The sequence below is a fragment of the Agrobacterium sp. NPDC090283 genome (assembly GCF_044769685.1).
In the GTDB taxonomy this organism is placed as follows: domain Bacteria; phylum Pseudomonadota; class Alphaproteobacteria; order Rhizobiales; family Rhizobiaceae; genus Agrobacterium.
Genome location: NZ_JBIVYG010000002.1, coordinates 369,043 through 386,608 on the forward strand (window position 1 = coordinate 369,043; position 17,566 = coordinate 386,608).

General features: G+C 61.3%; 14 protein-coding genes. 12 read left to right on the forward strand and 2 right to left on the reverse strand.

The genetic code is table 11. From position 1 onward, the window contains the following. Positions 1-19 precede the first annotated feature (19 nt). From ACIQUH_RS04650 to ACIQUH_RS04685, 8 genes are all read left to right on the forward strand, one after another. Positions 20-943, forward strand: a complete 924-nt coding sequence (locus ACIQUH_RS04650; protein WP_400812853.1) for a 2-hydroxyacid dehydrogenase — start codon at positions 20-22, stop codon at positions 941-943. A gap of 26 nt (positions 944-969) precedes the next feature. Further along, positions 970-1,326, forward strand: a complete 357-nt coding sequence (locus ACIQUH_RS04655; protein WP_003524651.1) for a cupin domain-containing protein — start codon at positions 970-972, stop codon at positions 1,324-1,326. Next, on the forward strand, positions 1,323-1,778 hold the full coding sequence (locus ACIQUH_RS04660) for a GNAT family N-acetyltransferase (RefSeq protein ID WP_400812854.1): 456 nt from the start codon (positions 1,323-1,325) through the stop codon (positions 1,776-1,778). The genes ACIQUH_RS04655 and ACIQUH_RS04660 overlap by 4 nt, the downstream gene beginning before the upstream one ends. Before the next feature lie 128 nt (positions 1,779-1,906). Then, complete coding sequence (locus ACIQUH_RS04665; protein WP_400812855.1) at positions 1,907-3,949, forward strand: hydantoinase/oxoprolinase family protein; 2,043 nt, start codon at positions 1,907-1,909, stop codon at positions 3,947-3,949. Positions 3,950-3,952: 3 nt separating this feature from the next. Further along, positions 3,953-5,920, forward strand: a complete 1,968-nt coding sequence (locus ACIQUH_RS04670; RefSeq protein ID WP_400812856.1) for a hydantoinase B/oxoprolinase family protein — start codon at positions 3,953-3,955, stop codon at positions 5,918-5,920. A 141-nt stretch (positions 5,921-6,061) separates the two neighbouring features. Next, the gene (locus ACIQUH_RS04675; protein ID WP_400812857.1) at positions 6,062-7,525 is read left to right on the forward strand and encodes an aldehyde dehydrogenase family protein; all 1,464 of its coding nucleotides are present in this window, start codon (positions 6,062-6,064) and stop codon (positions 7,523-7,525) included. 13 nt (positions 7,526-7,538) lie between these two features. Beyond that, the gene (locus ACIQUH_RS04680; RefSeq protein ID WP_400812858.1) at positions 7,539-8,582 is read left to right on the forward strand and encodes a tartrate dehydrogenase; all 1,044 of its coding nucleotides are present in this window, start codon (positions 7,539-7,541) and stop codon (positions 8,580-8,582) included. A 15-nt stretch (positions 8,583-8,597) separates the two neighbouring features. Then, entirely contained in the window at positions 8,598-10,055 is a 1,458-nt protein-coding gene (locus ACIQUH_RS04685; protein ID WP_400812859.1) for an NAD-dependent succinate-semialdehyde dehydrogenase, read from the forward strand. Between the two features lie 256 nt (positions 10,056-10,311). On the opposite strand, the gene ACIQUH_RS04690 is transcribed toward ACIQUH_RS04685, so the two are convergent. Together ACIQUH_RS04690 and ACIQUH_RS04695 are read right to left on the reverse strand one after the other, a co-directional pair. Continuing rightward, positions 10,312-11,586 carry an NAD(P)/FAD-dependent oxidoreductase gene (locus ACIQUH_RS04690; RefSeq protein WP_400812860.1) on the reverse strand — a complete coding sequence of 425 codons (1,275 nt, stop codon included), beginning with the start codon at positions 11,584-11,586 and terminating at the stop codon, positions 10,312-10,314. 15 nt (positions 11,587-11,601) lie between these two features. Continuing rightward, positions 11,602-12,270 carry a haloacid dehalogenase type II gene (locus ACIQUH_RS04695; RefSeq protein WP_035221404.1) on the reverse strand — a complete coding sequence of 223 codons (669 nt, stop codon included), beginning with the start codon at positions 12,268-12,270 and terminating at the stop codon, positions 11,602-11,604. A gap of 322 nt (positions 12,271-12,592) precedes the next feature. On the opposite strand from ACIQUH_RS04695, the gene ACIQUH_RS04700 reads away from it, so the two are divergent. The 4 genes from ACIQUH_RS04700 (at position 12,593) to ACIQUH_RS04715 (ending at position 17,492) form a co-directional block, all read left to right on the forward strand. After that, on the forward strand, positions 12,593-13,429 hold the full coding sequence (locus ACIQUH_RS04700) for a GNAT family N-acetyltransferase (protein ID WP_400812861.1): 837 nt from the start codon (positions 12,593-12,595) through the stop codon (positions 13,427-13,429). 14 nt (positions 13,430-13,443) lie between these two features. After that, positions 13,444-14,817 (forward strand): aspartate aminotransferase family protein, encoded by a 1,374-nt coding sequence (locus ACIQUH_RS04705; protein ID WP_400812862.1) that lies wholly within the window; start codon positions 13,444-13,446, stop codon positions 14,815-14,817. Positions 14,818-15,074: 257 nt separating this feature from the next. After that, the gene (locus ACIQUH_RS04710) at positions 15,075-15,788 is read left to right on the forward strand and encodes an HAD-IA family hydrolase (RefSeq protein WP_400812863.1); all 714 of its coding nucleotides are present in this window, start codon (positions 15,075-15,077) and stop codon (positions 15,786-15,788) included. 93 nt (positions 15,789-15,881) lie between these two features. Then, positions 15,882-17,492, forward strand: a complete 1,611-nt coding sequence (locus tag ACIQUH_RS04715) for an ABC transporter substrate-binding protein (RefSeq protein ID WP_400812864.1) — start codon at positions 15,882-15,884, stop codon at positions 17,490-17,492. The last annotated feature ends 74 nt before the right edge of the window (positions 17,493-17,566 follow it).

Genomic DNA, 17,566 nt, shown 5'->3' on the forward strand with positions numbered 1-17,566 from the left:
TCGGAACCACGGATTTCAGATGACTTTCTTCTTCAATTCCGACGCGAAGCGCGGCGAGATTTTCCGGCAGGCTCTGGCGCGGGACCTGCCGGAACTGCCTTTTTCGATGGATGCAGCCAGCGTCGATGCGGATGCGGTTCGATACCTCATCACCTGGACCGTGCCTGATGATATCGGCCGCTACCGCAATCTCGAAATCCTGTTTTCCATCGGTGCGGGCGTCGATCAGTTCCACATCGACGCTGTTCCTGCGCATGTAAAAGTCGTGCGCATGGTGGATGAAGGCATCATCCGCATGATGCAGGAATATGTGAGCCTCGGCGTGCTGGCGCTTCACCGCAACCTGCCGGTCTATTTGAAACAGCAGCACCAGCAACTCTGGAAGGCCCTGCCGCAGCGTCAGGCGGAAGAATGCCGGGTGGGCGTTCTCGGGCTCGGCATGCTCGGCGTTGCGGCGCTGGAACGGCTGAAACCCTTCGGTTTTCCGCTGTCCGGCTGGAGCCGTTCACCGCGCGAGATCGATGGTGTGACCTGCCATCACGGCGAAGCCGGATTATCCACAATCCTTTCTTCCAGCGATATTCTCGTTTGCCTGCTGCCGTTGACGGACGAAACGACGGGACTTCTGAATGGCGAACGCCTGAGAATGCTTCCTGAGGGTGCGGGGCTGGTTCACGCCGGGCGCGGCAGACAGCTCGACCACGACGCCCTCATCGATGCCCTGGAGAGCGGCAGGCTTTCGGGTGCTGTGATCGACGTCACCGATCCGGAGCCGCTTCCGGAAGACCATGCCTTCTGGACGCATCCGAAAATTCTCCTGACGCCGCACATCGCCAGCGTCACCCAGCCTCATTCGGCAGCACGCACCGTTGTCGAGAACATCAAACGATACCAGTCCGGCCTCGAGCCGCTCGGCCTCGTCGACCGCAATCGCGGATATTGATCATCCCGTTCCAGGAAAGGACACCCATGCCGCTTCTCAAGACCATCGACACGCACCCCGCCTTCGAGCCGAAAGCCTCCAAGGCCCTGCCGGAACGCCTCATTTCCGGCGATCCCTCCTTCAAGACCTGGCCGCTGGACGAAGCCCGCAACGGCACCGTCCACACCGGCATCTGGGAAGCGACGCCGGGCGAGAGCCGTTCGATCAAGGGAGAAACCTTCGAGTTCTGCCATATTCTCGAAGGCGTCATCGAAATCACGCCGGAAGGCGGCGCACCGCTGCGTTATACGGCGGGCGACAGTTTCGTCATGAAGCCGGGCTTCGTCGGGGTGTGGAAAACCATCGAAACCGTCCGCAAGATCTATGTTACGGTGAACGGATGAACTGGGAGCCGGCCATTTTTGAAATCACCCGCGACGGCTACGTGCTGAGCACCGATCCGGCACGGGTGAATTTCGATCTGGTCCATGGTTTTCTCGCCCGCGATTCCTACTGGGCGCAGGGAATGACCGCCGACCGGCTGAAGCGTGCGCTTTCGCATTCGCTGCCGGTCGGCGTTTACGCCCCCGATGGCTCCATGGCCGCCTTCGCCCGTCTGGTGACGGATTATGCCGTTTTCGCCTATCTGCGCGATGTCTTCACGGTGGAGGATCATCGCGGTCGCGGCCTTGCGTCCTGGATCGCCACCGAGATACGCAGGCACCCGGAACTTTCAACGGTATCGAGCTGGATGCTGGCAACCCGCGACGCCCATGGCGTTTACGAAAAGGCCGGTTATCGCGCCGCACCCCATCCCGAATATTACATGACGGTGCCGAAACCCGGCGAGGGTTGAACAACCCTCGCGATGGGCCATCTCGGCCATCTTCATAACCTGGGGCTATGACCCTTACCCCATAAATGCTTGGCCCTTTTCCGGTCGCGATGACAGCATCGTCCGCACTGGAAAAGGAGACGGAAGAGATGGGATATCGCATTGGCGTTGATGTGGGCGGGTCGTTTACGGATTTTGCCGCGTTCGACGATGGGACCGGCTCGCTTTCCACCCTGAAGGTGTTTTCCCGCCCCGACGCGCCCGGAGAAGAAATCCTTCTCGCGCTCGATACGCTGAAAAAGCGCGACGGCATCGAAGCCAAGGACGTTTCCTATTTCACCCATGGAACCACCGTCGGCGTCAACACGGTGATCCAGCGCAACGGCCAGAACGTCGCCCTGTTCACCACCGAAAATTTCGAGGACGTGCTGGATGTCGCACGCCTGAAAATTCCGCAGATCCACAATCTCTATTCCGTGCGGCCGGAACCGCTCATCCCGCGTGAACGGGTTTTCGGCATAGCCGAGCGCATGCTGGCGACCGGCGAGATAAAGCTCGCTCCGAACGAAGAGAATGTGGCCAAGGCAGTCGCCAGCGCCCTTGCGGCCGGCTGCGACGGCATCGTGCTCGCCTTCCTGCATTCCTACCGTAACCCTGAAAACGAACGGGCCGTAAAAGCGATGATCGAGCGCATCGCGCCGCAACTGCCGGTGGTCTCCTCCGCCGAGACATGGCCGATCATCCGCGAATATGAGCGCACCGTCACAGCCGTCATCAGCGGATATGTCCAGCCGCGCGTTGCACATTACCTCGACCGTTTCGAAACCGTGCTGCGCAGGCAAGGCATTGCCTGCCCGCTGCTCATCACCAAGACCAATGGCGGTGTCATGGGCATCGATCAGGCGCGGCGCGAATGTGTGCAGATGATCCTGTCGGGCACCGCTTCCGGCGTCATCGGCGCGGGCTATCTGGCGAAGGCCAGCGGCTTTGAGCGGGTGATGAGCCTCGATATCGGCGGCACCAGCGCCGATGTGGCCGTTATCCTTGATGGCGAGGCCCAATATGGCGTCGGTGAGCTGATCGGCGATTTCCAGATTCATGTCCCTTCCGTTTCCGTCAGTTCCGTCGGCCAGGGCGGCGGCTCGGTCGCATGGGTGGACAGTCTCGGCCTGTTGCAGGTGGGGCCGGAAAGTGCCGGTTCGACACCGGGTCCGGCCTGTTACGGACGCGGCGGCGACCGCCCGACGATCACGGATGCCATGGCGGCCGCCAATCTCATCGGCCATATGCCGCTCGGTTATGGCGCGGTGACCGTCGATCACGCTGCATCGCGCGCCGCGCTCTTGCCTCTTGCCGAAACGCTCGGGTTTTCGGTCGAGGCGCTTGCCGGTAACATCGTCGATATCGCCGTCTCCGGCATGTATGCGGAGGTGAACGCCCTCACCTCCCGTTTCGCCATCGACCCGCGCGAATTTCACCTCTTCGCTTTCGGCGGCGCGGGCGCGATGCTGGCATGCTTTCTCGCCCGCGAACTGGATATGAAGGGTGTGGTGGTGCCGCCCACCCCCGGCGTCGTTTCCGCGCTCGGCGGCCTGATTGCCGATCTGAAGAACGATTTCATCCGCACGACCTATTGCGACGTGGATGACAGGGGGGTCTCTGATCTCGCTCCCCTTCTCGCCGAGATGCAGGAAACCGGCCGCAACTGGCTGAAGGAACAGGGATTTAGCGGGGAGTGCGAGATTCGACTTTCCGCCGATATGCGCTATCGAGGCCAATCCTACGAAATCGAAACCACGCTCCAGCCGGAATGGCTGGTCAGAGGCGACGCCAGCGCGATCAGCAAGGCTTTCCATGAGGAACATGCCCGCCTTTACGGTCATTCCGATGAACGGGCGGCCGTGCAGATGGTCAATCTCAGACTTGTCGTCTCCGGGAAAACACCGAAGCCGCCCCTTCTGGAAACAAGTGTAGCCACCTGCCCCGCAACGCCTCGCTTTCACACGAGAGGCTGGTTTGGCGGCATTGAACACGACATGGCGATCCATCACCGTGACGATCTGGCGGCCGGACACGATTTCGACGGCCCCGCCATCGTCCTCCAGGACGATACCACCACCGTGGTGCCGCCCGATTTTTCAGTCCATGTGGACCGTTTCGGCAATCTCGTCATCACCAAGAAGGGGTTTTGATCCATGGCCATCGATCGCCGCAATCTCAAGGTGCTTGCCAATTTCTGTTCGGCTGCCGCCGATGCCATGGCCTTCACGCTGATGCGTACCGCCCATTCCGCCTTCGTCAAGGAAACCGAGGATTTTTCCTGCCAGGTGGTGACGCGTGAGGGGCTGGCCTTCGCCAATCCCCGGCAATTCGGCGCGCCCTGGTATAGCGGCATCGATTACGCGCCGCTGATTTCCATGTTCGAGGACTATGAAGAGGGCGATATCTGCATCACCAACGATCCCTATAGCGGTTTCGTCGCCACCCATTCGCCGGATATCCATATCTGGAAACCGGTCTTCCATGAGGGCAAAATCGCCTGTTTCGTGGTCGGGCACATCCACAATACCGATGTCGGCGGCGCGGTTCCGGCCTCATTGTCCCGCTCGCTTTCGGAAATCGAGCAGGAAGGCCTGCGCATCCCGCCAGTCAAGCTCGTTCGCAAAGGCAGGCTCGATCCCTTCATCATCGACATGATGAAGGCCAATGTCCGCATGCCGGAACAGAATATCGGCGACCTCCACGCCCAGATCGCCTCCGTCAATATCGGCGAACGCAAGATGCAGGAGATCGTCGCCCGTTTCGGCTTTGACGACTTTCTCGACGGTGTGCGGCAGATTTTCGACTATGCGGAAGAACAGACCCGGCAAATCCTCACCAAGGTGCCAGATGGCGACTATTTCTTTGCCGATTATGCCGATGAGGATTCCGTCGGCGGCCTACCATGCCGCGTGGCGCTGACGCTGAAAATCCGCGGCGGCGAGGCGATCCTTGATTATACCGGCAGCGATCCGCAGCTGGGCTCTTCGCTGAACATGCCAACCGGCGGTCGCGAGCGGCATTCACTCGTCATGGTCGGCCTGACCTATGTGCTTTACACGCTCGATAACAGCCTGCTCCTGAATGCCGGCACCCTGCGCCCGGCGCGGGCCGTGCTGCCGGAAGGCACGATCGTCAATTGCCAGCGCCCGGCCGCCGTCGGCATGCGTTCGCTGACCTGCGCCATGACGCAGATCGTCACCATCGGCGCTTTCGCAAAGGCCCTGCCGGAGCTTATTCCCGCCGCCTCACCCGGCGGAAACGCCATCATGAACATCAAGACCAGCGACAGGAACGGCCGCCCGGTCATGGCCTCCATCGGCCCGGTTGGCGGCGGTGGCGGCGGCACACCCTTCTGCGACGGCAGCGACGGCGCGGGTGGCGCCACCGGTTTTCTGCGCAACACGCCGATTGAAATCAGCGAAGCGGAAGTACCGATCCTTTTCCGCCGTTATGGGCTGCAACGCGACACCGGCGGGGCGGGGCGTTTTCGCGGCGGGCTTTCGGCCATCATGGAGTTTGAAATATCGTCACCGGAAACGGTGGTCACGGCCCGCAACCGCAACCGTTCGGTGATGGCGAGCTGGGGTGTCAATGGCGCAGGTCCGGGGCTGATTTCCCGCTTCCTCCGCAATCCCGATACCGAGGGCGAAATCTCGCTTGGCAATACCGATATCGTCCATTGCGGTCCGGGCGATGTCATTCGTGTCGTCGGGCCGGGAGCCGGCGGGTACGGCGACCCCTTCACCCGCCCGCGGCAGGCCGTGCTGCGCGATGTGCGGCGTGGTGCGGTCTCGGCAGAAAATGCCGCAAGACATTATGGGGTGGCGCTCATCGGTAATGAGATCGACGAAGAGGCGACGGCTGCCCTGCGCGCCGCGCCGCGCCAAAAGACCGACGATATCATCAGCTACGGGCCGGAGCGGCTCGCCTTCGAGGCGGTATGGACCCGGGAACGTTATGATCTTCTGACGCAATTCCTGCAAAAATCGCCCGTGGGATGGCGCTTCTTCCTGAAGCACCGGGTGTTTGAGGCGGTCGAAAACGAGGGCGACGATCCCCGCCCCCTTGGCGAGCGGATGGCCGGGATTTTCGACCGGATAAGCGCCCGCTACGGCCTCTGACCTGCGGCATATACCGGTCGCCGAAGATTGCGCTGTCTGCCGGTGGCAAAACAGGATTTTCATTCACCGCCCGCGCCGCAGTCGGTCGATGCTGCTTGCCATCAGGGATTAGCGTTGGGGCATATCCAAAGAGGATTCCACATGACGCTCAGCTTCGATCCAGACAGCTTATCCCTGCCGATCGGCCACTTCATCGGCGACCGGCTGGTTCCGGCGGCAAACGGCATCGACATGCATCGCCCATCTGATGGTATCGAATATGCCGGTTGCCCCAAGGCGGATGCAGCGGTGGTCGATGAGGCGGTGCAGACTGCCAAGGCCGCGTTGAAGAGCAGCAACTGGGGCGGCGTGCGCCCGCGCGAGCGCACAAAGGTCTTGCAGCGCTGGGCCGACCTGATCGAACAGGAAGCCGAGATCTTGGCAAAAATCGAGGCGCTCTCCTCGACGCGGCCCGTGGGCCAGCTGATAACAGGCGATATCGCCGTCACCGCCGAACAAATCCGCTTCTTCGCCGAGTTTGCCGACAAGGAAGGCGGCGATCTGGTGCCGACAGACGATGCAAGCCTCGGCATGATCATGACTGAACCCTATGGTGTGATCGGCGCCATCACGCCGTGGAATTTCCCCGTCTCCATGGCCGGCTGGAAGCTCGGCCCGGCGCTCGCGGCGGGCAATGCCGTGGTGCTGAAACCATCGGAAATGACCCCCTTCTCCAGCATCTTCATGGCGCAGCTGGCAATCAGGGCCGGGTTGCCGGCAGGTCTCATCAACATCGTGCTGGGCGACGGGCCTGTGACCGGCAATGCCATCACCGGACACCCGGAAATTTCCAAGGTCAGCTTCACCGGTTCCACCGCCGCAGGCGCCGCCATCATGGCCAACATCGCCCGCACCGGCATCAAACCCATGACGCTGGAACTCGGCGGCAAGAGCCCGCAAATCGTCTTCGCCGATGCCGATATCGAAAAGGCGGCGGCGGCCATCGCCGGCAATATTCTCTCCAATGCCGGGCAGGCCTGCGTGGCCGGCTCGCGCATCATCGTCGAGGAAAGTGCGGCGGATGCCCTTTCCACTGCCATCATCGCCCGCATGAAGGCAGTGAAGCCCGGCCCGACCTGGGACGAGACGACGCAATATTCGCCTATCATCTCCGAGGTGCAGCGCAAGCGCATCGACGGCATCGTGCAGGCGGCGGTCGCCCATGGCGGCGAATGCCTGACCGGCGGGGCGATCATGGATGGCCCCGGCTATTTCTATCAGCCGACGCTGATCGCCAATGTCGACCAGACCTCCCCTGCCGTTACCGAGGAAATCTTCGGCCCGGTGCTGACGCTCCAGACCTTCCGCACGGAAGAAGAGGCTCTGGCGCTTTCCGATCATCCGACCTACGGTCTGGCGGCGGGTCTTTTCAGCCGTGACGTCTCGCGCGTCATGCGCCTGTCTCGCGCCATCCAGGCGGGCACTATCTGGGTCAACCGTTACGGTCGCTCGCGCGACCATATATTGCCGACCGGCGGTTACAAACGCTCCGGCATCGGCAAGGATCTCGGACGGGAGGCCTATCTCGCCAACCGCAAGAGCAAAAGCGTCCTTATCGGACTGTAACAGGGGAAATGTCTTGAAAACGCATCGTATCGCACTCATTCCCGGAGACGGCATCGGCAAAAGCGTGACGGACGCCGCATGGCAGGTGCTCAACGCCGCCGCCAAAACCTCCGGTTTTGCGCTTGAAGGAACGGAATTCCCCTGGTCCTGCGCCTTCTACAAGGAAACCGGCGCGATGATGCCCAAGGACGGCATCGAAACCCTGCGTGGCTTCGACGCCATTCTGCTCGGCGCAGTCGGGTGGCCGGCGGAAGTGCCGGACTCGGTCTCGCTGCACGGCCTGCTGCTGCCGATCCGCAAGGCTTTCGTGCAATATGCCAATATCCGCCCGCACCGGCTTCTTCCCGGGGTGCAGGGGCCTTTGAAGGCGGATGGCTTCGACATTCTCTGCATTCGCGAAAACACGGAAGGCGAATATTCCGGCGCCGGCGGCCGCGTGCATCAGGGCACCGATGACGAAGTTGCCGTCGAAACCTCCATCTTCACCCGCAAGGGTGTGGAGCGTATCCTGCGTTTCGGCTTCGAGCAGGCGCAGAAACGTCGCGGCAAGCTCGCCTCCATCACCAAGTCCAATGCCCAGAAGTATTCGATGGTGTTCTGGGACGAGGTAACCCGCAAGCTCGCCACTGAGTATCCAGACGTCGAGGTTTCCAGCTATCACATAGACGCCATGGCGGCCCGCATGGTCCTGGCTCCGGAAAGCCTCGATGTCGTGGTCGCTTCCAACCTCTTTGGCGACATTCTGACCGATCTCGGTGCGGCCATTCAGGGTGGCCTCGGTTTTGCCGCTTCCGCCAATATCAATCCTGACCGCAGCGCGCCCTCCATGTTCGAGCCTGTGCACGGTTCGGCCCCTGATATCGCCCATCTTGGCATCGCCAACCCCATCGCCGCCATCTGGTCAGGCGCGATGATGCTCGAGCATCTCGGCGAAAAGGATGCAGCCGTAGGTATCATGGCAGCGCTGGAAAAGGCGACCGGCCGGGGTATCGGCACTGTGCCGGGCAAGGACAACACAGACGCCATCACCGCCGCGGTTCTTGCGGCGCTCGACTGATTTCGGAGAATTATGATGCAGGGTTTGAAGGACAAGGAACTCTTTCGCCAGACAGGCTTGATCGGCGGCGCATGGAAGGCGGCGGCATCGGGCAAGGCGGTCGACGTGATCGATCCGGCGACGCAGGCGGTCATCGGCACCGTGCCGGACATGGGTGGCGTGGAAACCCGCGCGGCCATCGAAGCCGCCAATGCCGCCTTCGGCCCGTGGAAAAAGAAAACCCACGCGGAGCGTGCGGCGCTTCTGGAAAAATGGTTCGCGCTGATGATCGACAATGTCGATGATCTCGGCCTGATCCTCACCACCGAACAGGGCAAACCGCTTGATGAAGCGAAGGGAGAAATTCGCTACGGCGCATCCTTCGTCAAATGGTTCGCGGAAGAGGCGCGTCGTATCGGCGGCGGCACCATTCCTTCGCCGACGCCGGACCGGCGTATCGTGGTGCTGAAAGAGCCGGTCGGCGTCTGCGGCATCATCACGCCGTGGAACTTCCCGAACGCCATGATCACCCGCAAGGTCGCGCCAGCACTTGCGGCCGGCTGCACCGTGGTCATCAAGCCTTCGGAATTCACGCCCTATTCGGCGCTGGCGCTCGGTGTTCTTGCCGAACGGGCAGGCATTCCGGCGGGCGTCATCAACATCGTCACCGGCATGCCGACGGAAATCGGCAATGAAATCATGGCCAATGAGACGGTTCGGAAAATTTCCTTCACCGGCTCCACCCGCGTCGGTTCGCTCTTGATGCGCGGTGCTGCCGACAGCGTCAAGCGACTGTCGCTGGAACTCGGCGGCAATGCGCCCTTCATCGTGTTCGACGATGCCGATCTCGATCTCGCCATCGAAGGCGCGCTCGTCTCGAAATTCCGCAATGGCGGCCAGACCTGCGTTTGCGCCAACCGAATTCTCGTGCAGTCGAGCGTTTATGACGCCTTTGCCAAGAAACTGGCGGATCGCGTCGACGCCATGCGGGTCGGACCCGGAACGGAGGCAGGCGTTGCGATCGGCCCGATGATCAACGAACCGGCCATCACCAAGATCCGCGCCCATATCGATGACGCCGTTTCCAAGGGCGCGAAGATCATCACCAAGCCGCATGATCTGCCGGAAGGTCCGCAATATACCGCTCCCGTGGTGCTGACCGGCGCCACGACCGGGATGCGTCTTGCGAGCGAAGAAACCTTCGGACCGGTTGCCCCGCTCTTCCGTTTCGAGACGGAGGAAGAGGCCATCGCCATCGCCAACGGCACGCCCTTCGGCCTTGCCGCCTATTTCTATACCGAAAGCCTGAAACGCGCCTGGCGCGTGGGCGAGGCGCTGGAATTCGGCATGGTCGGCCTTAACACCGGCGCGATTTCCACCGAAGTCGCCCCCTTCGGCGGCGTCAAGCAATCCGGCCTCGGCCGTGAGGGCGCGCAGGTCGGCATCGAGGAATATCTGGAGATCAAGACGTTTCATATTGGCGGGCTTTCCTGAGCCCGCTTCCTTCTCCCCGCCTAAAGGGTCGCTCTGCGGCCCTTCTTTTTGGCGATGGAACAAAACGGCCAGCAGCCACTGTGAGATTGATGGAAAGTCCGAAAACCTCCTCATCCGTCATGCTCGGGCCTGTCCCGAGCATCTGCAACGGTTTGATTTCACGAGACGTGCTTGGATCCTCGGGACAAGCCCGAGGATGACGTCGAATGTGGGGGATGGTTCGTAAGAAGCCTGAGCGACAGGAAGCGACCGAACTCTACTGAATCTTGTCCAGCATCTTGTAATAAAAGCCCACCAGCGGCAGGAACCACGGCTTGCCGAAATGACCCGGCACGGCCGGCCAGTCCAGCCCCTTCAGCGGGTTATTATCCGGCCGACCCAGAATGGCGTCGGCCATGATCATGCCGAGATGGGTGGAAAGCTGCGCACCGTGGCCGGAATAACCCATGGCGTACCAGACGCCGTCATGGAAACCGGCGCGCGGATAACGATCCTTGGTCATATCCACCAGACCGCCCCAGCAATAATCGATCGGCACATGGGCAAGCTGCGGGAAGATGCGATGCAGGCTTTCCGTCAGGATCTCTCCGCTTTTGGCGTCCGAACGCTGGTCCGACGTGGCGGAAAAGCGTGCACGGCCGCCGAAGATCAGCCGGTTATCCGGCGCGAGCCGGAAATAATTGCCGATATTCATGGAGTTGACATAGGTGCGGTTGCCCGGAACCGAAGCCTTGATCTCGGCATCCGTCAGCGGCCGCGTGGCGATGATGAAACTGCCGACGGCGATGATGCGGCGGCGGAAATAACCGAAGCCGGAGGGCGTGTAGGCGCCGGTCGCCACCAGAACATTGTCGGCCGTCACCTTGCCGCGCGAGGTTTCCAGTTCATGGGTCCTGCCGTTCTGGATATGCTTCGTCACCGCCGCATTTTCGAAGATCACCGCGCCATGACGGCTGGCGGCTTCGGCAAGGCCCGCCACATAGCGACCCATATGCATCATGGCGCTCTTCTTCGAGAGCATGGCGCCATAAAAGGGCGAGCCGATCTCAGCCTTGAGATCGGCGGCGGAAAGAAGCGCCGTATCGGGATCGACCTCGGCATGCAGCGTCTCGAAATTCTTCGCCAGCCCTTCGAAATGCTGCGGTTTGGAGGCAAGCTTCAGCTTGCCCGAGCGGCGGAAATTGCAATCGATGCCCTCCTCCGCGATCAGCGCCTCCAGCGTATCGATGGAGGAATCGAGCGCCCTGTAGAGGGCGATCGCGCGTTCCTTGCCAAGCTCGGCCTTGGCGGAGAGATAGGAATGGGCGAGGCCATTATTGAGATGCCCGCCATTGCGGCCGGAGGCGCCCCAGCCGACCCGCTCCCCTTCAAGAACGACCACCCGCGCACCGGCCTTGGCCAGCTGGCGCGCGGCCCCGAGACCGGTGAACCCTCCACCGATGACGGCGACATCGTAATGACCTTCGACGGGACCTTGCGCGGCACCTGAAAATTGCGGCGCGGTATCGTGCCAATAGGAGACGAACTTCATGGTCCCGACCTTTCCTTACAACCCAACCACGCCTGCCAGGCCGGAAATATCGGCGATTTCGACATAACCGTAGTAGGGATTGGCGGGCTCGTGGCCACGATTGACCCAGACCTTGTTCTTGATGCCGAGATCATGGGCCGACATCAGGTCGTAACGGAACGAGGAGGAAACATGCAGCATGTCTTCCGGACCGCAACCCAGCATGTCGAACATATATTCGAAGGCCTTGAAGCGCGGCTTGTAGGCCTGGGCCTGCTCGGCGGTGTAGACCGCGTGGAAGGGCGCACCAAGCTTTTCGACATTCGACATGATCTGCGAATTCATGGCGTTGGACAGGATGACGAGGGGAATTTCCTTCGCAACCTTGGCAAGCCCGGCCGGAACATCGGCATGCGGGCCCCAGGTCGGAACGCGCTCGTAAACGAAGGTGGCATCTTCATCCTTGAAGGCCACGCCATTGCGCTTGCAGCTCCGCGAAAGCGAATTATGAACCACCTGGGCATAGGGCTTCCAGTCGCCCATGATCTCATCCAGACGATAGGCCGCAAAATTCTTGATGAACTGCTGCATCTGCGCTTCGTCGAGACGATCGCCATAAAGATCGCGGGCGGCCTCTGCCATCTGGAAATTGATCAGCGTGCCGTAGCAATCGAAGGAGATGTATTTCGGGCGGAAGATGGTCATGTCGTCGTCATCCTTGCTTGGGGATCGGCCGTGCCGGAATGCATTGATCATAGAAAGCCTTTGCCCGGTCGACGCACCGCAATTGCCGTCAGCGGAAGCAGATTGTTGCGTATGCAGCCGCCAGTTTGGCAGAGAGTTGCGTTGAGGCAAACCGGAAGCCGCCGCCGGTCCCCGGTTTACGGCCGGATGCGGACAAGATGCGGCATAAGATGCGGCGGCGGATAAAAGCAACAGCGAAACATATCGAACCTTCCCATTTGTCGGGACAATCTTCTTTGGGCATCAGTCTATCAATGAATAAGCAGAAAAATGGAGTTCCGGCATGCAAGCGAGCCTGATCGATATCCAAACGTTTCAACCGGACCACCTCGATGCGGCCGTTGAACTTTCCCGCCAGGCCGGCTGGCCGCACCGGAAAGAAGACTGGGCGCTGGTCCTTTCCCTCAGCAAGGGTTTCGTCGCCCTGGAAAACGGGCGTGTCGTCGGAACCGCCATGGCGACGCTTCTCGGAGACACCTGCGCCACCGTCAATATGGTGATCGTGGATGAGAGCATGCGCGGCCGCGGCCTTGGACGCCAGCTGATGGGCGCGGCAATGGACGCGGCAGAAAATCGCGAGTGCCGTCTCGTCGCCACGACCGACGGCCTGCCCCTTTATGAAAAGCTGGGCTTTACCGCCTGCGGCGAGGTGCTCCAGCATCAGGGCATTCCGACGACGACCGACAGGCCGGAAGGCGTGGCCTGGGCGGAAACCATCGTTCCGGCCGAACTCGCCGCGCTCGATGCGCAGGCTTTCGGTGCGGATCGCACGGCCCTCTTTGCGGCACTTGCCGAAAGGGCGCGTTTCGCAATCGTGCAGGAACAGGGCGTCATCAAGGGTTTTGCGGCACTTCGCGCCTTCGGACGCGGCGAAGTCATCGGCCCGGTCGTGGCGGAAAATGCTGAAATCGCGAAAGAACTGATCGCATTCGTGTTTTCTGAACGTCCCGGCGCATTCCTGCGTGTGGACACCACGGCCGACACGGGCCTTGCCCCCTGGCTTGCCGAACGGGGCCTTGGCCATGTCGGCGGCGGCATCACCATGCGCCGGTCGAAAACCGAAATTCCCGCTGACAAGAAACTGAAAACATTCGCATTGACCAGCCAGGCGCTGGGCTGAATCCGGAGAGACCCATGTTAAGCAATTCACTGATCGAACTGGATCGCGCCCATCTGGTGCACCCCGTCTCCTCCTTCCGTGGCCATGAGAAGCTGGGCGTGCGGGTGCTGCAATCGGCAAGCGGCGCCACCGTCACCGATATGACCGGCCATCAGCTCATCGATGGTTTTGCCGGCCTGTGGTGCGTCAATGCCGGTTACGGCCATGACAGCATCGTCGAGGCGGCGGCAAAGCAGATGCGGGAATTGCCCTATGCGACGGCCTATTTCGACATTGGCAGCGAACCGGCGATCCGGCTTGCCTCGGAGCTTGCCGACCGCGCACCGGGCGATCTCGACCACGTCTATTTCACGCTTGGCGGTTCCGATGCGGTGGACAGCACTATCAGGTTCATCCGTTATTACTGGCATGCCAAGGGCCAGCCGCAGCGCGACCAGTTTATCTCCATCGAACAGGGTTATCACGGCTCCACCACCGCCGGTTCGGGCCTCACCGCCCTGCCCGCTTTCCATGCTGGTTTCGGCGTGCCCTACGACTGGCAGCACAAAATCCCGTCGCATTACGCCTACCGTAACCCGGTGGGAAGCGAGCCGGCCGCCATCATCGCATCCTCCCTGCAAATCCTGAAGGACAAGATCGAGGCGATCGGTCCGGACCGCGTCGCCGCCTTCTATGCGGAGCCGATCCAGGGTTCCGGCGGGGTTCTCGTGCCGCCTCCGGGCTGGATCAAGGCCATGCGCGACCTCTGCCGGTCCTATGGCATCCTCTTCGTCGCCGACGAGGTCATCACCGGCTTTGGCCGCACGGGACCGCTGTTTGCCTGTGCCGACGAGGATATCGTGCCGGACTTCATCACCACCGCCAAGGGCCTCACCTCCGGCTACGTGCCGATGGGCGCAGTCTTCATGGCGGACCACGTCTATGATACGATAGCCGACTTCGCAGGCGAGGCCGCAATCGGGCATGGCTATACCTATTCCGCCCATCCCGTCAGCGCCGCCGTCGGTCTCGAAGTGCTGAAACTTTACGAGGGCGGGCTGCTGGAAAACGGCCGCCGCGCCGGTCAAAGGCTGATGGCGGGGCTTGAGAGCCTGAGAAGCCATCCGCTGGTCGGCGATGTCCGCGGGCGCGGCATGCTCGCCGCCATAGAACTTGTGACCGACAAGGACAAGAAAACGCCGCTGCCGGCCGCAGCCGCCCCCGCGCGAAAAGTTTTCGACCGCGCCTGGGAAAACGGCCTGATCGTGCGCGCCTTTGCGAACGGCATTCTGGGTTACGCGCCGCCGCTCTGCTGCACCGACAGCGAGATCGACGCCATCATCGAGCGGACGCTGAAGACCCTCGACCAGACGCTCGAAGACCCCGCGGTGCGGGCCGCCATGGCCTGAGGCGATAGCCGGGCGGCGTTGCGGCACCCTCTCGAAATGTCGCAACGCACCGCATATTCGCAATATTCTGCCGAAGAGCCGATCCATTTCGGCGAATCCGGCGTGCCGAAAGTGCCAAACTATGAATGCAAACGGCACGAAACGCCATAAAAAAGGGCGTAATCGCAAATGGGAACGGGGCAAGGATCCCGTCCGGGAACAGAATAATCTGCCGCAGGCTCCCCAAGAGGCTTAAGGCGGCAAAGCGGAGACCGACATTGCCCAAAAAACTGAGCGACTTCAAATATATGAGCTTCGACGTGGTGGGGACTCTCATCGATTTCGAAGGCGGCCTGAAATCGACGCTGGCTGCAATCGGCGCGGAAAGCGGCGTGGAGGTAGACGGTGAAAAGGCGCTCGCGCTCTATCGCGCCGCCCGTTATTCCGACGCGACCGATCTGTTTCCGGACGATCTCGTCCGCGTATACCTGATCATCGCTCCTGAACTCGGCCTGCCGGCGGAACGCGCTTTCGGCGAGCGTCTGCGCGATGCGGCAAAAAGCTGGAAAGGCTTTGAAGACAGCCGAGCCGCCATGGCGGAACTTGCCAAAACGCATCGTCTCATCGCCATGACCAACGCCCAGCGCTGGGCCTTCGACTATTTCTCGAAGGAACTCGGCAATCCCTTTCATGCCGCTTTCACGGCGGATGACACCGGCACCGAAAAACCTGATCCCGCCTTCTTCGAAAAGGTCTTTGCCTTTGTGGAAAGCGAGGGAGCATCGAAGGACGACATTCTGCATGTCGCGCAAAGCCAGTACCACGATATCGGCATCTCCCGGAAACTGGGCATGACCAATTGCTGGATCGAGCGACGCCACGCCCAGAAGGGTTATGGCGGTACGATCGAGCCGGAAAACTTCACCAAGCCGGACTACCACTTCACCTCCATGGCCGGCCTTGCCGAAGCAGTGAGACAGACGGGCGGCTGAGCCGCCCCGCCAATGGCGTGCCGCGAACTGGGATGTGGCATGCCGGAAATTTCTTCAGACGCATTTCAACAAATCATACAAAAGGGGAAGACCATGAGTGACAGGATTACAAACTGGACCCGCTCCGACGATGCCGCCGTTGAACAGGCGATCCGGCGCGGCGCAACGCGGCGTGAGCTGCTTCACATGCTGCTGGCGGGCGGCGTCGCCCTTTCCGCCGGTTCGGCCATTCTCGGCCGCGCCTCTCAGGCGGTTGCCGCGACGCCGGTTTCCGGCGGCACGCTGAAAGCTGCTGGCTGGTCCTCCTCCACCGCCGATACGCTCGATCCGGCGAAGGCCTCGCTTTCGACGGACTATGTTCGTTGCTGCGCGCTCTATAACCGTTTGAGCTTCCTGGACGTTTCCGGCACACCGCAGCTGGAACTGGCCGAGTCCATCAAAACCAAGGACGCCAAGACCTGGACCGTGAAACTGCGTTCCGGCGTCACCTTCCATGACGGCAAGGCGCTGACGGCCGACGATGTGGTCTATTCGCTGAAGCGCCATCTCGATCCGGCCGTCGGTTCCAAGGTCGCCAAGATCGCCGCGCAGATGACCGGCTTCAAGGCTCTCGACAAGAGCACGGTAGAAATCACGCTGGCAAACCCGAATGCCGACCTTCCATCCATTCTGGCCCTGCACCATTTCATGATCGTCGCCGACGGCACCACGGATTTCTCCAAGGGCAACGGCACGGGCGCCTTCAAGCTTGAAAAATTCGAGCCCGGCGTCCGTTCGATCATGGCCAAGAACGCCAATTACTGGAAGTCCGGCGGCCCGCACATCGACAGCTTCGAATTCATCGCGATTTCCGACGATAATGCCCGCGTCAACGCGCTTCTTTCCGGCGATATCCAGCTTGCAGCCTCCATCAACCCGCGTGCACTGCGCCTGCTCGACAAGCAGGACGGTGTCGTTCTTTCCAAGACGACATCCGGAAACTACACCAACCTCAACATGCGGCTCGACCAGGCGCCGGGCAACAATGCCGATTTCGTCGCCGGCATGAAGTCGATCGTCAATCGCGAGCAGATCGTCAAGGCCGCACTGCGCGGCCTGGGTGAAGTCGGCAACGACCAGCCGGTTCCGCCGATGAGCCCATACCACAATCCCGACCTGAAGCCGAAAGCCTTCGATCCGGACAAGGCGAAGTTCCATTTCCAGAAGGCAGGCCTCATCGGCCAGTCCATTCCGGTCATCGCATCGGATGCGGCAAGCTCTTCGGTCGACATGGCGATGATCATCCAGGCTTCCGCCGCCGAAATCGGCGTCAAGCTGGATGTGCAGCGGGTGCCTTCGGACGGTTACTGGAGCAATTACTGGCTGAAGGCGCCGGTCCATTTCGGCAACATCAATCCGCGCCCGACGCCGGACATCCTGTTCTCCCTGCTCTACGCTTCCGACGCACCGTGGAACGAAAGCCAGTACAAGTCGCCGAAATTCGACAAGCTGATGCTTGAAGCCCGCGGCATGCTCGATATCGAAAAGCGCAAGCAGATCTACTTCGAACTGGAAACGATGATCGCCGATGAAGCCGGCACCATCATTCCCGCCTATATTTCGAACGTCGACGCCATCACTTCCAAGCTGAAGGGGCTGGAAGCCAATCCGCTCGGCGGCATGATGGGTTATGCCTTTGCGGAATACGTCTGGCTCGAAGCCTGATAGACCATGGAGCCGGGCGCGAGAATGCGCCCGGCAGCCTTTCCGTCGTTGCGGAAAGCCTCCACAATCAGGCA

What these genes read in the sequence shown, in the direction of transcription:
- ACIQUH_RS04650 (WP_400812853.1), top strand. Translation starts at nt 20, where the DNA reads ATGACTTTCTTCTTCAATTCCGACGCGAAGCGCGGCGAGATTTTCCGG.
- ACIQUH_RS04655 (WP_003524651.1), top strand. Translation starts at nt 970, where the DNA reads ATGCCGCTTCTCAAGACCATCGACACGCACCCCGCCTTCGAGCCGAAA.
- ACIQUH_RS04660 (WP_400812854.1), top strand. Translation starts at nt 1,323, where the DNA reads ATGAACTGGGAGCCGGCCATTTTTGAAATCACCCGCGACGGCTACGTG.
- ACIQUH_RS04665 (WP_400812855.1), top strand. Translation starts at nt 1,907, where the DNA reads ATGGGATATCGCATTGGCGTTGATGTGGGCGGGTCGTTTACGGATTTT.
- ACIQUH_RS04670 (WP_400812856.1), top strand. Translation starts at nt 3,953, where the DNA reads ATGGCCATCGATCGCCGCAATCTCAAGGTGCTTGCCAATTTCTGTTCG.
- ACIQUH_RS04675 (WP_400812857.1), top strand. Translation starts at nt 6,062, where the DNA reads ATGACGCTCAGCTTCGATCCAGACAGCTTATCCCTGCCGATCGGCCAC.
- ACIQUH_RS04685 (WP_400812859.1), top strand. Translation starts at nt 8,598, where the DNA reads ATGCAGGGTTTGAAGGACAAGGAACTCTTTCGCCAGACAGGCTTGATC.
- ACIQUH_RS04690 (WP_400812860.1), bottom strand. Translation starts at nt 11,586, where the DNA reads ATGAAGTTCGTCTCCTATTGGCACGATACCGCGCCGCAATTTTCAGGT.
- ACIQUH_RS04695 (WP_035221404.1), bottom strand. Translation starts at nt 12,270, where the DNA reads ATGACCATCTTCCGCCCGAAATACATCTCCTTCGATTGCTACGGCACG.
- ACIQUH_RS04700 (WP_400812861.1), top strand. Translation starts at nt 12,593, where the DNA reads ATGCAAGCGAGCCTGATCGATATCCAAACGTTTCAACCGGACCACCTC.
- ACIQUH_RS04705 (WP_400812862.1), top strand. Translation starts at nt 13,444, where the DNA reads ATGTTAAGCAATTCACTGATCGAACTGGATCGCGCCCATCTGGTGCAC.
- ACIQUH_RS04715 (WP_400812864.1), top strand. Translation starts at nt 15,882, where the DNA reads ATGAGTGACAGGATTACAAACTGGACCCGCTCCGACGATGCCGCCGTT.